At 41.5% G+C, this 17,978-nt stretch carries 15 protein-coding genes; 4 read left to right on the top strand and 11 right to left on the bottom strand.

Annotation, left to right across the window (positions count from 1 at the left end):
- The first annotated feature begins 322 nt into the window (after positions 1-322).
- Positions 323-796, top strand: coding sequence for an SRPBCC family protein (locus Q4592_RS01215; RefSeq protein WP_303508749.1), 474 nt, complete (start codon positions 323-325; stop codon positions 794-796).
- A gap of 3 nt (positions 797-799) precedes the next feature.
- On the opposite strand, the gene Q4592_RS01210 is transcribed toward Q4592_RS01215, so the two are convergent.
- The 6 genes from Q4592_RS01210 to Q4592_RS01185 form a co-directional block, all read right to left on the bottom strand.
- Positions 800-2,269 carry a phosphatidylserine/phosphatidylglycerophosphate/cardiolipin synthase family protein gene (locus Q4592_RS01210; RefSeq protein ID WP_303508745.1) on the bottom strand — a complete coding sequence of 490 codons (1,470 nt, stop codon included), beginning with the start codon at positions 2,267-2,269 and terminating at the stop codon, positions 800-802.
- Positions 2,270-2,335: 66 nt separating this feature from the next.
- Complete coding sequence (locus tag Q4592_RS01205) at positions 2,336-3,964, bottom strand: hypothetical protein (protein WP_303508743.1); 1,629 nt, start codon at positions 3,962-3,964, stop codon at positions 2,336-2,338.
- Between the two features lie 578 nt (positions 3,965-4,542).
- Complete coding sequence (locus tag Q4592_RS01200) at positions 4,543-5,550, bottom strand: FUSC family protein (RefSeq protein WP_303508740.1); 1,008 nt, start codon at positions 5,548-5,550, stop codon at positions 4,543-4,545.
- A 17-nt stretch (positions 5,551-5,567) separates the two neighbouring features.
- Complete coding sequence (locus Q4592_RS01195) at positions 5,568-6,443, bottom strand: HlyD family secretion protein (protein WP_303508738.1); 876 nt, start codon at positions 6,441-6,443, stop codon at positions 5,568-5,570.
- 16 nt (positions 6,444-6,459) lie between these two features.
- Complete coding sequence (locus tag Q4592_RS01190; protein ID WP_303508735.1) at positions 6,460-6,705, bottom strand: DUF1656 domain-containing protein; 246 nt, start codon at positions 6,703-6,705, stop codon at positions 6,460-6,462.
- 82 nt (positions 6,706-6,787) lie between these two features.
- On the bottom strand, positions 6,788-8,119 hold the full coding sequence (locus Q4592_RS01185; protein WP_303508732.1) for a serine hydrolase domain-containing protein: 1,332 nt from the start codon (positions 8,117-8,119) through the stop codon (positions 6,788-6,790).
- A 97-nt stretch (positions 8,120-8,216) separates the two neighbouring features.
- Between Q4592_RS01185 and Q4592_RS01180 the strand changes: the two genes are divergently transcribed.
- Positions 8,217-9,116, top strand: coding sequence for a LysR family transcriptional regulator (locus Q4592_RS01180; protein ID WP_303508729.1), 900 nt, complete (start codon positions 8,217-8,219; stop codon positions 9,114-9,116).
- 20 nt (positions 9,117-9,136) lie between these two features.
- On the opposite strand, the gene Q4592_RS01175 is transcribed toward Q4592_RS01180, so the two are convergent.
- From Q4592_RS01175 to Q4592_RS01155, 5 genes are all read right to left on the bottom strand, one after another.
- On the bottom strand, positions 9,137-10,306 hold the full coding sequence (locus tag Q4592_RS01175; protein WP_303508727.1) for a patatin-like phospholipase family protein: 1,170 nt from the start codon (positions 10,304-10,306) through the stop codon (positions 9,137-9,139).
- A 30-nt stretch (positions 10,307-10,336) separates the two neighbouring features.
- Complete coding sequence (gene pdxY, locus Q4592_RS01170; RefSeq protein WP_303508725.1) at positions 10,337-11,194, bottom strand: pyridoxal kinase PdxY; 858 nt, start codon at positions 11,192-11,194, stop codon at positions 10,337-10,339.
- A gap of 76 nt (positions 11,195-11,270) precedes the next feature.
- Positions 11,271-12,857, bottom strand: coding sequence for a bifunctional aspartate transaminase/aspartate 4-decarboxylase (locus Q4592_RS01165; protein WP_303508722.1), 1,587 nt, complete (start codon positions 12,855-12,857; stop codon positions 11,271-11,273).
- Between the two features lie 581 nt (positions 12,858-13,438).
- Positions 13,439-15,151: an aspartate-alanine antiporter gene (gene aspT / locus Q4592_RS01160; protein ID WP_303508720.1), complete on the bottom strand. Its 1,713-nt coding sequence runs from the start codon at positions 15,149-15,151 to the stop codon at positions 13,439-13,441.
- A 588-nt stretch (positions 15,152-15,739) separates the two neighbouring features.
- Entirely contained in the window at positions 15,740-16,171 is a 432-nt protein-coding gene (locus Q4592_RS01155; protein ID WP_303508717.1) for a TetR/AcrR family transcriptional regulator, read from the bottom strand.
- 381 nt (positions 16,172-16,552) lie between these two features.
- Between Q4592_RS01155 and Q4592_RS01150 the strand changes: the two genes are divergently transcribed.
- Together Q4592_RS01150 and Q4592_RS01145 are read left to right on the top strand one after the other, a co-directional pair.
- Positions 16,553-16,855: a hypothetical protein gene (locus tag Q4592_RS01150; protein ID WP_303508715.1), complete on the top strand. Its 303-nt coding sequence runs from the start codon at positions 16,553-16,555 to the stop codon at positions 16,853-16,855.
- A 29-nt stretch (positions 16,856-16,884) separates the two neighbouring features.
- A complete protein-coding gene (locus tag Q4592_RS01145; RefSeq protein ID WP_303508714.1) occupies positions 16,885-17,955 on the top strand; it encodes an efflux RND transporter periplasmic adaptor subunit in 1,071 nt (356 codons plus the stop codon).
- The last annotated feature ends 23 nt before the right edge of the window (positions 17,956-17,978 follow it).

Below are 17,978 nucleotides of genomic sequence, written 5' to 3'. Positions count from 1 at the left end.
ATAACCTTTGTTTAATTACTTAGTTGTTTGTTTAACACTAAAACTGATAAATTCAGCTGTAGAAGGAATTACGCTACTTTAAGCTTACTTTGGCGTAGTACTAACTCCTGTTTGTAGGACTAAATCCGTCAAAGTAGTATCGATATAACTTATTGGATAGACGTATTTATTTGCTTAGTTGGAGAATGTTGGCTAACTCTGCAATATTGTTGAAACGCAATATATGCGAACCAAACAAGAGCTAGCTGCACCCTGCGCTACAATATATAAATGTAAGCTCTTTTATGTCGATATTGCTTGTTTACTCATTATGGTGAAGCGAATGTTCGAGGAAACAAAGATTAACTGGCCAGACTACTATCATCCGCGAAACGCGCAAATTCATGTTAAAAATGCTGTGCCCAGCAAAGTCCCTGCAGAGCGAGTTTGGGCATGTTTAATAAAGGCGCCGTGTTGGCCAACCTGGAAGAATAAAGCGACCTCTGTGCAACTGTTAAACGGTAACGGCTTAGAGTTAGAAAAAGGCACGGTCTTTCTTTGGAAAACTAAAAAGCTTCAATTCGAATGTACAGTAGTCGAGTTTGTTCCCAATAAAAAAATCGCTTGGAAAGGCAAATCTGGCGGTATAGATATGTACCATGCTTGGAAGTTAGACTACCAAGCAGACGGCTGTTCAATTATTACTGAGACAACCCAACGTAATGGAATAAGCTGGCTCGCCAAGTTTTTTCTTCCCAAGCAAATTAATAGCTATCATCAACATTGGCTTGAAGAACTGCAACAACAAGCCCGTTAAAACTTAGAGATCGTAAACTAAGCCCAGTGAGCGATATATCGCATCGCTTATTTTGCTCCCTGAAGCCTTAATGCGCTGTTGTTTTCCTTGCTGCCAAATAGTCTCCCCTTTCTCATTCAATCCAAGTTGCCACAAATGGGTATCGCGATCTTGGAACAAATAGTCTTCTAACTGTTCAGCAAAGCCTTCTCCGCATAGGTACAAACCAAACTCGAGATTAAGATGATCAGAACGCGGATCAAAATTAGAGGACCCAACATAACTGCACTGCTTATTCACGACCAACGCTTTCACGTGGTAATAATCCTTAGCGCGCCCTTTCTCTTTGTCTGGAGCAAACTCATAGAGCTTAACGTCTTGTTGTAATAACTGTTTTCGATAGGGTGAATAATACGCTCCAACAAACGCTGAATCACTGCCCGTTTTACCAGCAGTAATAGCCGTTACCTCTGCACCAGCTTGCTTGAATCTTTGTATATCACTTTCTCCAACGGCCTTAGGCAATAAATACGGTGTAGATATAACTAACTGTTCAATCTGCTTGTGCTTCTGCTGCATAGTTTTAGACAAGCGCTCTCGATGATAAGGTTGTTTGTCTTCAAGTTTATTAAGTGAGTCAAACAAAGCGGTCGCTTCAACAGAAGTGTATTCTGGTTCAGCGATAGCCAATACACTGTCGGCGATCGCAGCTAGCTGTAATGGATATTTGTTGGCAAGCTTGGTAAAACCCACTAAAAAATAGTCGCGCTCTTCTGCCCTTGGTGTCCCCACTAAGGTTTGAACATCAACCGCACTCTCACTCTGAAACAACTGATTAAAGTTTTTCTCAAAGGCTGCTAACACAGCGCCTTTTACCAACAAGTCCAAATCGAAAAAGTTTGCTTTTTTACTGTATTCAAAATAACTATCACCGATATTGCGTCCACCAGTAATCATTAAATCACCATCTACTAGCAGTAGCTTTTCATGTAAGCGATGATTACGTTTGTTTTTATGGATCTGAAAATCAAACATGCGGCTAAACCAGCCCAGTTGACGTGCTTCAAAAGGATTAAAAATGCGTATTTCAATGTTTTGGTGAGCGGCCAATGTTCTTAACCACATGTCATTAAATTCAAGTAGGTCATCAAGAACTAACTTTACTTTTACACCTCTGTCGGCGGCCATTCTTAGCTCTCTGTATAAGTAGGCACCACTTAGGTCATGGTCCCAAGTAAAATACTCCAGCAATACATAAGACTTAGCGTTTCGAACCGCAGCTATACGATGAGCCAACGCCTCTTTCCCATTAGGTATTAAATAGACTTGAGCAGGCACAGTCTCGAGCTGCCAGTCGCTGGTTAAGTCTTCAGTTATAGGCGGAGGAGCACTAGAACAGCCCATTAAAAAACTAAACAAGCCTAAAACCGTTAAGTATTGAATACGCAAAACATAGCGCTGTAGAAGGGCTACAGGTTTAGTAAAAAAGTACATAACAAGACCTAGAATAAATAGATAAAAGAATGTGGTTCTTAAGGGCATCCATGCCCGAGGGGTAGCTTAGAAACGGTAGCCGAGGTTTAGTGTAGCTGCAGTGCGATCTTTACCTATGTTAACAATGCCAGTGATATTGAAGTTTTTGTCTAGCTCTTTATTAAAGCCAATGAGGCCAGCCCAACGTTGACTGCGAATACCTACGTTATAATCCATCTCAATATCTTTGAAACGCACAGTGCCGGTCATGTAGTCATCGTATCCCTGATATTCAGCACCAATAAACACTTGAGCTCGCTGCTGCTGGAACTGATAACCAAGCATTGGTTGCGCGGTAAAAATGCTGCCACCCCAATCATCTGCACCTTTCATTTTTGTTTTCGTTACAGTGCCAGTTAGCGAAGCAAACAAGTTCTTATAGCCGATAGACAAAGTAGTACCCGCGCCAAGTAAGTCGTATTCAAGGTGAAGTGGAACGTTAAAGTCACCAGATGGAACATAAATGTGTTCACCTAAACATTTTTCTCCAACCACCAAACCAATACACTGGTCGATACCTTTAAAATGGGCCTCAACATCGGCATCCACATTTAGCTTTCCTACCAAGCCAAATACATTCCAAAATGGCAAAATGTAGGCATCTCCACGAAGGGTAAAGCTCTCGGTATTTACTACCGCATGGGTTTTTTCTGGGTCAAAGAAAGCTTCTAAAAGTGCTGGGCTTAAACCAAAAACACTAAAGCTGGTAAAATCGAAGTTAGTCTCTTGACTACGGTAAGCCATAGAAAACCCATAGGGTTTTGGCAAGTCGATGCCCTTTCTACGTAAGGTATCGCCAAAAAATGGAAGAACATTCTCTAATTTTACGTTTTCTTCGCGAACACGAGGGTCTGACATCTCTGACAGCAACTGCTGATCCTTAATAATCGCACCCGCTGCATCGTCAAAAAAAGCGACCGGCTTGATCTCCATATTCAGTTCGCAGTCATGGCCTTTACAGACACCTTTAGCATTAATCGTTTTATGTTTAATCACGTATTCGCCAGTGTTAAGTACTTCCAACTTCAATGTTTGTCGATATTGATTAACTTTGCCTAAGTCATGCTTGAAGGGCTCACTGTTAGTAATCACCATCTGTTTCACTAAGCCATTTCTCACGGTCATTTTTACCTGCATAAAGCGAAAAAATGCTAAGTCTTGTGGTAAGGCGAATTTAGAAAAGTTAAAACTCACCGCCGCACTGCCATCAGGCATTTGGTCTACTTGTAGCGAGCTTTTATCGTAAGTGCTCGCGTATTGGCGTAATTTGTATTCTGTCATCGCTAACTTTTCGATGTCTTTAAGTAAGTTCTTACGGTGTTTTAGGCTTTTTTCTTTATAGCGAATATTTAAGTTCATTCGGCCTTTTAGGTCGGTACTATGAACTAAAAAATACTCTGTAGTGTCGGTGCCATGTTTTCCTTTAAAGGTTTTAGTTACGTGCTCTATAAAGTGGTCGGTCTGGCCTAAATCACTTAATGCAAGACCAGGAAGGTGTTCCGGAATATTCAAATCTCTTAGCTCTTTAAACTCTGCCGCATTATCTAAATCAGCAGTATCTCCCTGCTCCGCTACAGCAGGAGCAGTAATTAATACACATGATGCAAGTGTCGCTTTAAGCCAGCTTAGAGAAGCTTTTTTGTTAAATATCGTCATTACAGTTCCAAATTGAAAAACTTTAAAGGCTTATCAACGAAACGAATCAGCAAACGTCCATATCTAACTATTGCGTTAGGTCGACCAAGAAAATGAGAAGGTAACTACGCCCTGCTCTTAAGTTGGACGTAGAATAAGAGGAAAGCGTAATAAGAGTTAATCGACTTTGATGGATCAAATCCTCACTTCATTGGATAACTAAAATGCTAAGCAAGCATTAAGGCTTTTATGTTTATCTGCCGATGAGTGTGAACAGCAACTGTAACTTGTAGATTAACCGCGTAGCTCAGTACCTTATATGCAATCGGCTTGAAAGCATTCAAGATGCTATATGCCTTGAATAGAAAAGATAAGAATGGGGAGTGATTAGCGAGTAGCCACACTAACCCTAGAAAGAGATTCGAGACGTAAACAATAATGTCGAATAAATTGAGAGTGAATAGTATTTTGGGTATACGTTCACTCTTCACTAGAGCACTTAACTATGCGTTCGATTAGAGGCTCTAGTAAGCTTTTAGCTAAGTGAAAAAGCTACTATTTGATAACAGTTTATAGAGAAGTCTTTGTAATAGGCTTCTCTAATCACTATTGCATAGGCGGTGTTGTAATAATTCCTCAACCAGTTGCGATACCATTTTTACAGTAATCAATACTAGGCTCAGAAATAGCAGCATCTGTAACGGCGAGTTGATGTCGTATACGGGGGTTAAATATTGAGCGGTCATAGTCATCAATACTAAAAACTGCCCGCCTAACATACGTACCACCAAATGCTCAGGCCGGTAGAATAGCCGCCAAATTACAAAACAATTGATGAAATAGAATGCTGCTAACTGCCAACCAGTTTCTAACATGGGTAAAATAAACACATACTCAAGTAAAATAATCGCCGACCATAAATAGATAAGCCCCAACATCTTGTTCATCAACTTCGAACTAAACTCCACCATACTCACCCCCAAGGTAGCGGCAAGAAGTGGGAACATGAATCCATCAGGAATCGACAGGTAAATCCATAGCGCCCAGCTAACAATGGTGATAAAAATAAACTTAATGGCTCTAAACACACCCTCACGTTTACTGGCTATAGCCTCCTTTGACTGCACAGCAAGTTGCTTACGACTAACGCGAGCAGCATTAGATTCAGGCCACAGCAAACTAAATACCAGCGAAAAGCACACCGCCCCCAATAAAGTCTCTTGTATCCTTATAACTGCTAATTGAAAACTGTAACCCTCGCTTAGCCCACCAGCCAAACTCACAATGATGGCAACAATAAACGCCATTTTGTAAACATAGCCATTGGCACTTCGCGCCGACATATAAGATGAAATAGCGCCTAAACTCAAAACACTTAAAAAGAACAATTCGCGCTGTTGACCAAAACAAGAAATTAGGGTGAAACCCACTACAGCACCAATCACTGTGCCGAATAATCTATGGCTAACTTTTTGAATAGCATGGCCATAACTTTCCGTTGTTGCCATAACAATAACGGTTACAGCTCCCCAGTAAGGCTTATCCCAGCCAAAGCTCAATGCCAAAAATATGGTTAAGGCAAGGCTCGCGGCAACTTTGATTGCCATTTTGCTTGCTTCATTCATTAGCCTGCACTCACTGAACGTTGATTAATCATCACCGATGCTGTGGTGCCTACTCGTAATTGAACATTTTTTGGCAAAGCATTTACAGCGATTTTTACCGGCAAACGCTGGGCTAATCTAATCCATTCAAAATTAGGATTTACGTTGGGTAACAGGTTAGTACTCGTACTTCCATCGCTTTGGGCAATGCCATAGCCAATACTAACTACAGTTCCTGTTAAAGGATTGTTTGGATAACTCATGAGGGTAATGCTAGCGGTATCTCCTTGCTGCATTGCTTGAATGTCTGTTTCCTTAAAAAAGCCTTCTACCCAAAAGCTCGCTTCATCTATTAGTGCAACCACTGGTTGATTAGCAACAACGTGGGCGCCCTCTGCAATGTTAAAATTGGTGATATAACCATCTTTACTTGCGTAGATTTTAGTAAATTTTACATTTAGCTCTGCATTATCTAAAACAGCAACTGCAGCCTGTAAATTAGCGTTAGCCGACTCTACATCGTTGAGTAGGTTATTTAGCGTAATCACTGGTACCGCCCCTGGCGTACGTTTCTCCAATGCGCTCATTCTTTTCAGTTCATTATTGGCCCGCGACAACACAACTTTAGCTTGCGCTAAAGACGCCTTAGCTTGATGACTGGCGGCTAAATAAACACTGTCGTCAATTTCAAACAACAATTCACCAGCCCTTACACGTTGATTGTCGTTAACATAAATCTGAGTTACGGGCCCTGTCACCCTAGGAGTAATCTCAATAATATTCGCCCGTACCTGCGCATCTCTAGTCCACGGTTGTGAAATATAGTGTTGGTATTTAATGCCTGCTAGTACAGCGGCAATAACAATTAAAGCAATGGTAACTAATTTGGTTTTCATAAAGAGGCCTTAGGTATTAACCGGGGAAAACGTAAGTGCTAAGCAATACCGCATAAATAACAATTAACGATAATTCTACTAGAGTGGGGGCGTACAAATATTTAAGCCACCCCAGTTTACCTAGCCCACTAATGGTCAGCGTGGCTGCAAAATAGGCACAAGCGAAAGCAATTAATAATGGCGGGAAATACACCTCTCCAATCACAAGCTCTTTTGGTAAGTAGTGCTCAAACATAGCTAAATCTTTTAGGTTGTTAGACATTGGGCTAGCTTATACATAAGCACTGTAAGCCGTTAATCACCTTTGATGGATCAAATCCTCACTTGTTTTTAGTTAAGGTGAATCAGAGTCTTGACGCTAAACGGAAATACCTCATCATGGCGTTATCTTCGTCCCCATATGCGTTATCTTGAGATGAAAAATATACAGCGACAAAATCACGTTTGGGATCGACATACATCCCCTGCCCAAATGCACCTTGCAGATAACGAGCGCCATCTTCAAATACCTTATTAACCTGAAAAACATCAGTCGACTTAAACTTGGCGGGCTGTAACGGCCGAGAAAATGCTTGGAGCCATTGCAAGGGAAGTCCTGGTTTAACGGCAATACTCTTCCAGCTTGGCGTAAACAACATGGCAAATCGGGCTGCGTCTTCCAGTGTAGAAAGCGTTAAACCATGAGAAATAGCACTACCATCGGGCGCGAGAGAAACCAACATAGGCGCTTTGGCTTTAATATGCCCCCACACTCGCGTTTGAAATAATGTTGTCCAAGGCACGTTATCTATGCGTTCTGCCATGTAGGTTAACACCGCAACCGTGATAGCACTGTGGGAAGTGCACTCTCCTGCTTTTGTCCCCGGAACCCTCTCTATTTGCTTAACCACATCAAGCCAGTGCTCCTTTGGTGCTGCATTGGATACTGCTTGGCCAAACTCTGCGGCCAAGAAACGAGCAATATTAGATTTCGGATCAAACAGTGTTTGTATGTTATGGGTAACATTAAGCCCTGTTTTATGACATAAGGCATCACGCACACTGACCAAGTCCCAATCGGTTCCTAAGAGCTCAGGAAGATACACGCTGATAGATTTGTCTAAGGCGACGATACCTTCACTAATAAATTGAGAGAACACCATGCCAACAGTGTTCCTAGATAACTCCATCCATACATGCTTGTCATCTGGATCCATGCCCGGATAATCGTCAAATACAATCGTTCCCGATTGAACAATCATGACTCCCTGTATTCGGCTAGTTGGCATAGCGATATATTCACTTAAACTTTGTTTCATTCCACCAGTACTTTTGCAGCTCAACATTGCAATTTGTTCATTAATCTCTCGAGGTAATACGTTGTTTACACTTAATGGTTTAACCATCGATGAAGGCAAAAACTCATTTAGTTTTGAGTTATAGATAAGTGCATCGTCGCCGCCCATTTGGTAATGCGCAGGGCTAAAAAGGCGGTGTGCTTGCTGGTATTGAGCTAATGAAAAACCATATCGCGCCGTTGAAACAGGCAACAAAGAGTCAGTACCTGGCTGCATAAAGTGTTTTAGTTGATGGTTACGTTGACGAGCTAGCGCTGAGTTCCCCATACTCATCGATGCCGCGATGGTTGTAGCATTTGCGGAAACGGCTTTACGTGTATGTTTTGATAGTTCTGTCATGACAACTCTTGGCTTAAGGCCGCTAATAGATTTGTAGCGGCTAAGAATAGTGCTATCCTTTTCAAAGACATACTCTCTTTTGATGGATCAAACCCTCATGCAATTTAGCCTTGAGCAACTGGCAGCCTTTGTAGCTGTGTTCGAGAAAGGGTCGTTTAGTGAAGCGGCAGCAAAACTCGGTAAACATCGAACAACGATTGGCCAAGTTGTAACTAACCTTGAAGATCAATTAGCTATTGAGTTGTTTGAGCGCATTGGCAGAAGCGCCAAACCCACAGAAGATGGACAACTACTCTACCGGTATGCCAAACAAACCATTGAACAAGCCAGTTCGTTCGACAAAATCGCTTTAAGCCTCTCTTTTGGTCAGCAAGAAGAAATTACCATTGGCTATTGCAGTTTCATTCCTAATGAAGCTTTGGTCAGAATAAGAATCCGGCTACTCAACGCGTTCCCAAATATGAAAGTTAACTTTGTAATAAAGAGTAAAGACGAGGTTAAGCAAGGACTTATTAACAATGAAATTCAGGTAGGAATCGTCAATGTAGATACCCGCACGGCAATGACCAGCTTTGATACATCGGTAGTTGCCCACGCATCATTTGCACTTTACGCCGCCACTAGCAGTGAACTCCAGTCCTATCCAGCAAACCGTTTGTACAACAAGTTAAAAACCAGTAAACAGTTAATACTAAGCGCCTACTTAGAAGATAACTTAGGAGATAAAATCACCCTATCTCCAGATGTTGAAGTGATAGACGATCTCTCGCTTTTAATGAACTTGGTTCAACAAGATGTGGGTTGGGCGCTGTTACCTCGGGTTAACGTGATTCACTTAACTGAAGTACTGCAAATTACCGAGCTAGAAATAGACGAAATGAAAGACTATTTCCGTTTTCCTGTCTCATTGTGGCTGCCTCATTCAAAACCGATGCTTGAGGTAAAAAAACATATTGCTGCAGTAATAAACGAGTTTGTTGGGGAACTAAAAGCCTAAACAAACAGCACTATTACTAGTTACTGCAACTCGCTTTGCCATAGCTGTTGTTGTGTGGCTTTTTGATAACCATAGTCAAACAAGGCTTGCATATAAGCTTGATCGAACATCAGTTTTTTATTTTTAGGCGCATTAAAATCGCTATCTACAAACGAGAAGCGTAAATTGAAGCCGTTTTTTTCACTAAAGTAAAACATTCGATATAGGTCTCCCCTAGATTGTGCAACCGTTAAACTTTGCACACTGCGACCGATTAACTCTACACCTTTATCTTTTAATGGCTTATAAGGCATCTTTAACGCCCCATTGCGCACCACAAAGACTTGAGGCGATTGCTCAATTCCAAGGGATTGGCTAATTTGGCTATAATCATAGGCAGATGGATCCATAAACATTTGAGCACTTAAGCCTCCGTCTACATGGAGCTCTTCTCTCATTTCACCTGCCATATCTACCTTGATAAATTGCGGCGGAAACACCCCAGGAATAGAAGAGCTAGCGGTTAAAATTTGATGTATCAATGCTTGTTTATTTGGGAGTTCACTGTTAGCTATTGCACCAACATTCCAAATGACCTGCCGCCCAGAATCAAAATGGGTGGTACCAATAAATAAACGTTTCCCACCTTGTTGAGCCAAGGCCATTTTAGCAATCATAGCGTCATCAAAAGTCGCCGCTATAAAACCGTAAAGGCCCTCCCCATTGCTAAACGCATCTTTGAATAAGGTGTTTAAAAAATTTCGGTTACCTAAAATGGCCTTATCATTTAAGTCCAACATAACCGTCTTCATGGTGGTAAGTTCGTCGCCACCAACATAGACGAATGGAGCAATCAGCGCTCCAGCACTCACCCCGGTAATAATACTAAACTCAGGCAATGCGCCGGCATCCCTCAAGCCATTAAGTACGCCTGCCCCATATGCACCATTAGAGCCACCGCCAGATAGCACCAATATATTCAAACCTTGCGGGCTGGGCTGTAATGGCGAGCTATTAGTTTCTTGGTTATATAAAAAGTTGGGGGCTTCGCCTCCCCAAAACCTGAATGGCTCATTAGAGGTATTTACGCCAGCAACGCCAAATACTGCCTGCTCATAATTGCTTTGCTGTACACGTTGGTCTAAACCATGGCTGCTTGAACACGCGCTGATCACAAGGCAGCAAAACAACACTAACGAGAGTTTTTTCATTATTAGTACTCAAATATAGAGGAAGAACGGCTAAGCCACTTTACTCGCAGAATAGTGAGAGCTGGGTAACTCAAATTGGTCTTGCGCCAATATGGTTTGTAGTTCCCATTCACCACTTTGCTGGGTTGCTTGCAATACGCCGTAACTGGCATTATTAGCATATTCAAGCGCCATAATGGGTGGCCACCCCTTTAGTAGCCCACCGGTGAACAAAGCTGAAATAAGATCACCTACGCCCACTGGAGCCTTTGCAAAATCAAGCTTTGGCCGAGTCACTAAATAACACCCACTAGCATCTGCCAACATCATGCTAAATTGCATTTCAGACACACTATGCAGGTGTTTTACTAGAACCACTTTTGGACCAAGGCTTAAGGCTTTCTGGCAAGCTATAACCGCATCGTCTACATTGTGTATTTCTTGTTTAACAAAGTGACTAAGCTCGAACTGATTTGGCACTATAACGTCTGCTTTTGGCATCACTTCAGCAACTAGGTATTCGCTCACGCCCTCAGCTAACATGCAGCCTTTTTCTGGGTCCCCCATTACCGGGTCACAGATGTAAATGGCCTTAGGGTTAACCCGCTTAACTCTATTCACAATGTCAACTAACGATGCCGCTTGTTCCGCACTGCCTAGATAACCCGACAACACTGCTTGGCAGTGTGTTAATTGGCCAATCGCATCAATACCACTGATTAAATCAGTGACTTGATTAGCGTTAAGGCTTTGGCCAGTCCACCCCTGCGAATATTGAGTATGATTTGAAAACTGAACGGTATGCACTGGCCATACTTCAAACCCCATACGCTGTAGCGGAAATACCGCAGAGCTATTACCTGCATGACCAAATACAACATGTGATTGAATAGAAATAATGCCTTTCATAATGCCTACCGTCGGTTAAATAAGTTGGAAAGATTAAACAACAGCAAGCGCTCTTGAGCGCTTGCTTTTTTGGTGGTTACTGAGCGTTGTACTCAGCAAAATGTTCGTCTAACACTTTGCGTGTTTCACGGCCAATCAACTCGTATTCATGGTGAGTTAAGTTAGCTAAAGAAACACGTACTGAGGCATGAACCGTATCAAAGCCTTTACCAGGTAAAAGAATCACGCCGGTAGACTGCGCTAAACGGAACAAGAAATACTGGCCTTTACCGGTTTCTTTAAACCAACGAACAAAGTCTTCTCCGTAAAGTTGGCTGCCAATTTGGTCAAGCTCAAGTAAGGTGTAGTAGTCAACACGGTCTTTATCTTCGGTGACTTCTAAACCCATGGCGCCGTATAACGTTTTGTAGCGCTCACGGATAATACGTTTACAAGCCGCTTTGTAGTTGTCTTCTAAGTCCATAAGGCAAGTTAACGAAAACAACGCCATTTGTACTTGCTGAGGCAAAGCTAAACCAGCGGTATGGTTTAGTGCGACTGCTCGGCTATCAGCAACAATGCGGTCAATAAACTTAATGTCGCGTGGAGTTGGTGTTAGCGTTTTGTAGCGGTTGTCTAAACGTTCTTGGTGGGCTTCTGGCAAGGCGCGCATAGCGTCATCAAACACATTAGTTTCGTGAATACCAATGGTACCTAAACGCCAGCCAGTTGCGCCGAAGTATTTAGAGAATGAGTACACACACAAGGTGTTGTAAGGCAAGGTAGCGAACAACGATACAAAGTCGTCAGCAAAAGTACTGTAAACATCATCGGTAATAATAAATAGATCTTTACGTTGCGTATTAACAAAGTCAGTTAATAGTGCCAATGTTTCGTCTGACATTTTTACCGATGCTGGATTAGCAGGGTTTACAACACAAAGAAGTTTGATGCTAGTATCGGCTAGTTTTTCAATCTCAGATTGTGGTAATTGCCATGTGGTTTCGTCCAAACGCAACTCAACAATTTCTAAGTCGTATTCAGCCAACTCCGGGATTTCTAAATAAGGTGTAAAAATAGGTGTAATTAAGGCCACTTTGTCGCCTTTTTTCAACAAACCATTGTTGAACATAGTGGCAAACGTATAAGTCATAGACGCGGTGCCACCTTCGGTAGCGAACAAGTCAAAATTAGTGGTCATTGGCACAGAACCGTACATCTCTTCGCCAATATATTGCTTCACTACTTTTTCAATGTTGGTAAGCATGCGAGAAGGCACAGGGTAGTTACAACCTAAAAATGCCAACACTAGCTCGTTAAGAAAATCGTGTTTCTCTATACCTAAACGGTCTTTTGCGTAGCTGAGTGCCTTTTGAAGAAACTGTACGCCATCTTTAGCGCCATATTGTTTTGCAAAAGTATCGAAACGTTCAACAATCCCTTCACCGTTAGGAATACCGCCAAAACCACCATCTAAGTAAGCGTAGTTACGCTCTGCTTCTTCAATCGAAAAATCACCTAAACGCAAAAATGCTTTACGAGGTAAGGTTGCTAAGAAGTTTGGGTTACCACGGCCAGCGTCTAGTAAAGAACGATCAGGAACAGTGTTGGCTAAATCAATAAGTTTATCTTTTAGTTCAAATGGGCTTAGGTCTGCGAATTGCGTGAAGTCGATATCTAACATAATAATTTACCTTTTATATTGCTTAAAGTTTGCCCGCTAGGCTGCTGCCTTTGCGATGGAGGTATATTAAATAAGGAAGGAAAATCGAGTTAATCACCTATGTAGGACTGCATCCTCACTTTACTGCTAGCGCCTCAATCGGGAGCTACCAACGCTGACACATAACCAAACCACACAATCTTAACAACCATAACTAATTGTTTTAAAAAGTATAAATCCAACCAAAATATAAATAGAAAGAAAGGCGTTTTATAAAACTAACCATTACTTGAGGGATTGTGGTTCTTTAGGAAAACAAAAAACTTACAGACAAAGAGTAAATAGCGATAGAAGTGGATGACGAACAAAGAGCATGCAAAACCGCTAACTTTCAGACCAGCGTTGCATGCCGCATCAAAGATAGTTAAGACAAAACTCGTACTCTGACTAAACCAAAGGGTCAGCACTCATTGTTTGCTTTTACATACTAAAAAAGCGCCTTTAGGCGCTTTCTGTTTACTTACAAAGAAGAGTTAAACTCAGCCATTTTCAGTTCCTAGAAGATGGCTGAATGTTTAGCCTCGTACTGGCACGAGTCAAATTTACATCGCTACGTTAGTAGTAATAATACCGATGATAATTGGCCCCCATAAGGTAAGCAGTACATTGGCAATAGCGTAAGTAACGGTAAACGCAAACACAGGTGTTGGATTACCGGCTTTTTCTAATAAGGCGGCAAATGCTGGATTAGCGCTTCTACCACCTGCTACCGCAGCCAAGGCTTCAATAGGGTTTCTTACACGTAACACATAGTAAGAAAAGAAGAAGGCAACAATTTGCGGAATAATAGTTACCCCCACACCCAACATAAGCAGTGTTAAGCCGTGTTCACGAATTGCATCTATCGCTTGAGGACCTGCTTGTAAACCTACAATACCTACAAATACTGCTAAACCAAAGTCTCGAATAAAGTTAGACGCGCCCATTGGGAATGCGGCTACTTTAGGGTTTTTACTGCGCAACCACCCCACTGCCAAGCCTGATATTAAGCAACCAGCACCAGAGCCAATAGTGACTGGAATACCGGCAATTTCAAAGTGAATAAGGCCAATCAGTAAACCAACCGCCATACCAAGACCAAGCAATACAAAGTCGGTAACGTAAGCTGAGCCCAAACGCTGGCCAATGGTATTAGCTACGCGATTTAAATCGCCTGCTTTACCCGTGATCTGAACAATATCGTGTTTTTTAACCACTAAGTCAGCAGTGATCTCTAAGCTATTTCCATCACGAACAATGTCGGTAACATAAACTCCACGAGTGAGTGATTTTTGTGCAGTTTGTTTAATTTGACCTAATGTTTTACCAATTAGTGTTGAATTAGTTGCAATGAGTTGTCGGTTCTCTTCTACCAGTTCCAATGAACTTGGCAAATCAATTTCTTCGCCTAGCTGACTAGCTTGCAATTTAACTGCTTTACGTCGACCAGTAACTACCACTACGTCATGTTCTTGGAACCTAAGTGCATCGTTAACTTCTAACTGCTCACCTTCACGTTGCACTAACTCAATCGCTGTATCAATTAACGAATCATTGGCTTGAGCAATGGTAAGGTTCAAGATAGAACTACTATTGTTAACAATATATGCTCGAGAATCTAAAGCAGTGATGGCATTAAATTCACCAGCACCCAATTCAACTTTGCCGTTATTATTCTTTTCAGCTAACTCAATTGCTTCTTTACGAATGTCCCACTTCATGAGTGTAGGAATAATCCAAGTCACCATTAAGATTGGGCCTAAAGAACCAAAAATGTAAGTTACTGCGTACCCTACTGCCACATTGGTTTGCATTAAGCTTTTAGCTTGCTCACTGATTCCGCCCAACTTACCAATGGCATCACCTGCGGTACCAATAATTGCAGACTGAGTTAAACCACCAGCAGCTAGACCCGCGGCAGTACCACGATCAAGATCAAACATCCAAGCAGCACCTAACACCACCAACAGACCTACAGTAGTCATAACTACGGCAGAGAGGATCACATTAACTGTTTTACGATTTAGTGCGCCAAAGAACTGCGGACCACCTTGAAAACCCACCGCATAAATAAACAAGGCAAAGAAGATGCTTTTAACACCTGGGTCTATATCAACTCCAAGTTGACCAACCAATACGCCCATTAAAAGCGTGCCAGCAACACCGCCAAGCACAAAGCGTCCAATGGTAATTTTACCGACTAGATAACCTAAAGCTAAGGTTACGAACAAAGCAATATAAGGGGAGTTTTGAATAAGCTGTTGCGCGATGCTCATAACGCACCTCCGCATGTATGCTGCGATGCGAAAATCGACGTAGATACGCTGACTTGCAAACCGAATTTAATGTATGAATGAAACATATCTACCTCTAAATAAACACGCAGTATTGCGATGGAGGTATATTAAGTAAGCTTACAGATAGCAGTTAATCGCAGTTGGAGGACGGTATCCATCAAACCACTTTTCTTAGCAATGTCGAAGTAGCCAATATAAATGGTGTCGGGCTCGAAAGTGGATTGCTAGCAAACAAGGGTTAATAGCTTAACTATCGAATTAAAAGATAAGCTCAAATAGTCAGTAGCTTAGAAAATAGGTAATCAACTATATGAAAATGCTAATAAATGGTGTGGCAGAATAAATAGAGAAGATATTTCGAGGGAGAGTACGGCTTCTAAATACTTTAGGCGTTCGCGCTTTAGTTTACAAAGGCTCTAATCAGAGTTTATTCATAGACGTTTTGTAATACTGATATGTAGACTAGTGACTTACAGAAACCATGTTTGAGAAGGTTTTGCTTTTGTCAGCTTGCAAGCAAGCTACCCGGGTACATATAGGGAAGTAAGCTGAGTGAATATAATGAAATTAGCTGTTTAACACCGAAAAACCAATGCACATATACACACAGCGCCTAACATCTTCAGGTTGTCCATTGATTGCGTCGAATAACCCCTTTACACCATCTAGTTTTGGAATGATGGGTCCTACCGATAATATGGCAGCTCTAAATTGAGCATTTGTATTAAAGGAATTTACCCAAGAATCATAAAATGCAGCTGTAGAGTTAAAATTGAGAGGCCCTTTGATCAATTGAATGTAAATAGGAGCCAGCTTAGCAGCTATGTCAGATTTTCTCTTAAAATGAGCATTGATACCAGATTTAGAAATACCCGCTGTTTCAGCAATATGCACAAATGTAGCTTTATCAAACCCTTCGCTCATGGTGATTCTTAAGGCTGCATCAATAATCTTAGCCTTGGTTCGTTCCGATTTTTCGTTCATTAAATTGGCCGGCATATTGTTGTAACTCTTCTTAATGATGTTTTTCCAATAGTAGCACTAGCAATATTTACTTTGCTAGCGCGGCTAAATGATTGAATGCGTTAAGGCTTATTGCAACAGCTAAGTTATTGGCGAACTCGGTCATTTTGAATTGACCGGAATAAAATTAAAGTAATCCATATGTAAAAATCAGTCAAAAATTTGGTTGACCCAAGTTCGTCAGCAATCTATTATCCAGCCGCAAAAAGGACAGCGTCCTTTTTCGTTTGCAGCTAAGGAATTTATCGCCCTATTTGCATAACGAAACCCGAAGTCAACATTGGTAAGACCCCTGAACGGTGTCTTACGTTTCTCACTCAATAGTGGCCACAGTGATTGGCCTATATGGAAAAAATAATGAAGAAAATTATTGTTTTATTGGCATTAGCTACACCTATGTTGGCTAACGCCAGTGAACCCAAAGACGCAGGGAAAACCTTTGCGCAAATAACCGCCTGCCATTTAGCTGGTGAGATAGATAAATCCGATAAAGATGCAGCAAACTTTAAAGTAATTGCTAGGTACAAAATCGCAGGTCGTAACCATTGGTGGAAAAAAGACATGAAAAAAGCACAAAAGAAGGAGTTCAGACGCTTAGATAACACCAATAAATTAGAGCTGGCGATTATGTGCGGCATTATCGAAAACAAGTGGCTATAAAACAACTATTTAATTTAAAGGTGATTTACATGTTTGACCGTGCTTATTTTCGGCGAATTACACTGACGGTGTTTGTTTTAGGGTTGTTTGCTTGTAAAAGTGAGAGCTTGTTACACCCTCTCAATGAAAGTGTTCGTCCCGTAAAGATAATGCAAATTTCAGTTGGTGACAACCTGGAAACATCCACCTTTCCAGCAGTTATTAATGATAACCGACTTGTTGATTTAAGCTTCACATCGGGAGGTAAAGTTATTTCACTTCCTGTTAAAAATGCTCAATTCGTTAAAAAGGGAGACGTGATTGCAAGCCTGGATCAACGCGAACTGAAAAACAGCTTAAACCAAGTTAAAGCTCAATATAATAGTGCCCAAATTGAGTATAAAAGAGCGCTTCAATTATCAAAAAATAATGCCATCTCCCAAAGAGCCTTACAAGAACGTCTAACTGAACGTGACGTTAAGAGATCTCAGTTAGACAGCGCTCTGCAAGCCGTTAATGATTCTGTTTTAACCGCGCCGTTTGATGGGGTTATCGCTAAGAAAATGGTCGATGTCGGACAAACCGTATCTGGCGCCCAAGTAATTGTGAAGTTTATTGGCGGCGATACCCAAGAAGCATCTATCGATATGCCAGCAAACTACTTAGCAAGCTTATACAAAAGCACATACAAGCAAAACAACACCAGCACATTTATTGTTTTAGATATTGCCCCCGAGAAGAAAATTGAAGCGTCTTATCAAGAAGCCACACTATTAGCTGATAGCGCCACACAAACTTATAACATTACATTTGAGTTTACTGCCCCCAGCGACGTGCTAGTTCTGCCAGGAATGAATGCAACCATCCAAATAGAAACGTTGGCAGATCATACGAATAAACTGCCCCTAATTCCGTTAAGTGCAATAACAAGTGATGGCAATGGTACTTATGTTTGGATTGTAAATAGCCAAGATATGACGGTAACAAAACGGGCCATACACATTGCAGAAAATGTGGGTGAAATGCTTGCAGCAACATCAGGAATAGCAAAAGGCGAGCTAATAGTCAGTGCAGGTGCAGCCTACTTATACGAAGAGATGAAGGTAAGAGAATGGAAATAATCTTATTCAGTCCTTTTGTAAAA

The organism is Agarivorans sp. 1_MG-2023 (genome assembly GCF_030548385.1).
In the GTDB taxonomy this organism is placed as follows: domain Bacteria; phylum Pseudomonadota; class Gammaproteobacteria; order Enterobacterales; family Celerinatantimonadaceae; genus Agarivorans.
This window is presented reverse-complemented; position numbering and strand designations above follow the sequence as displayed.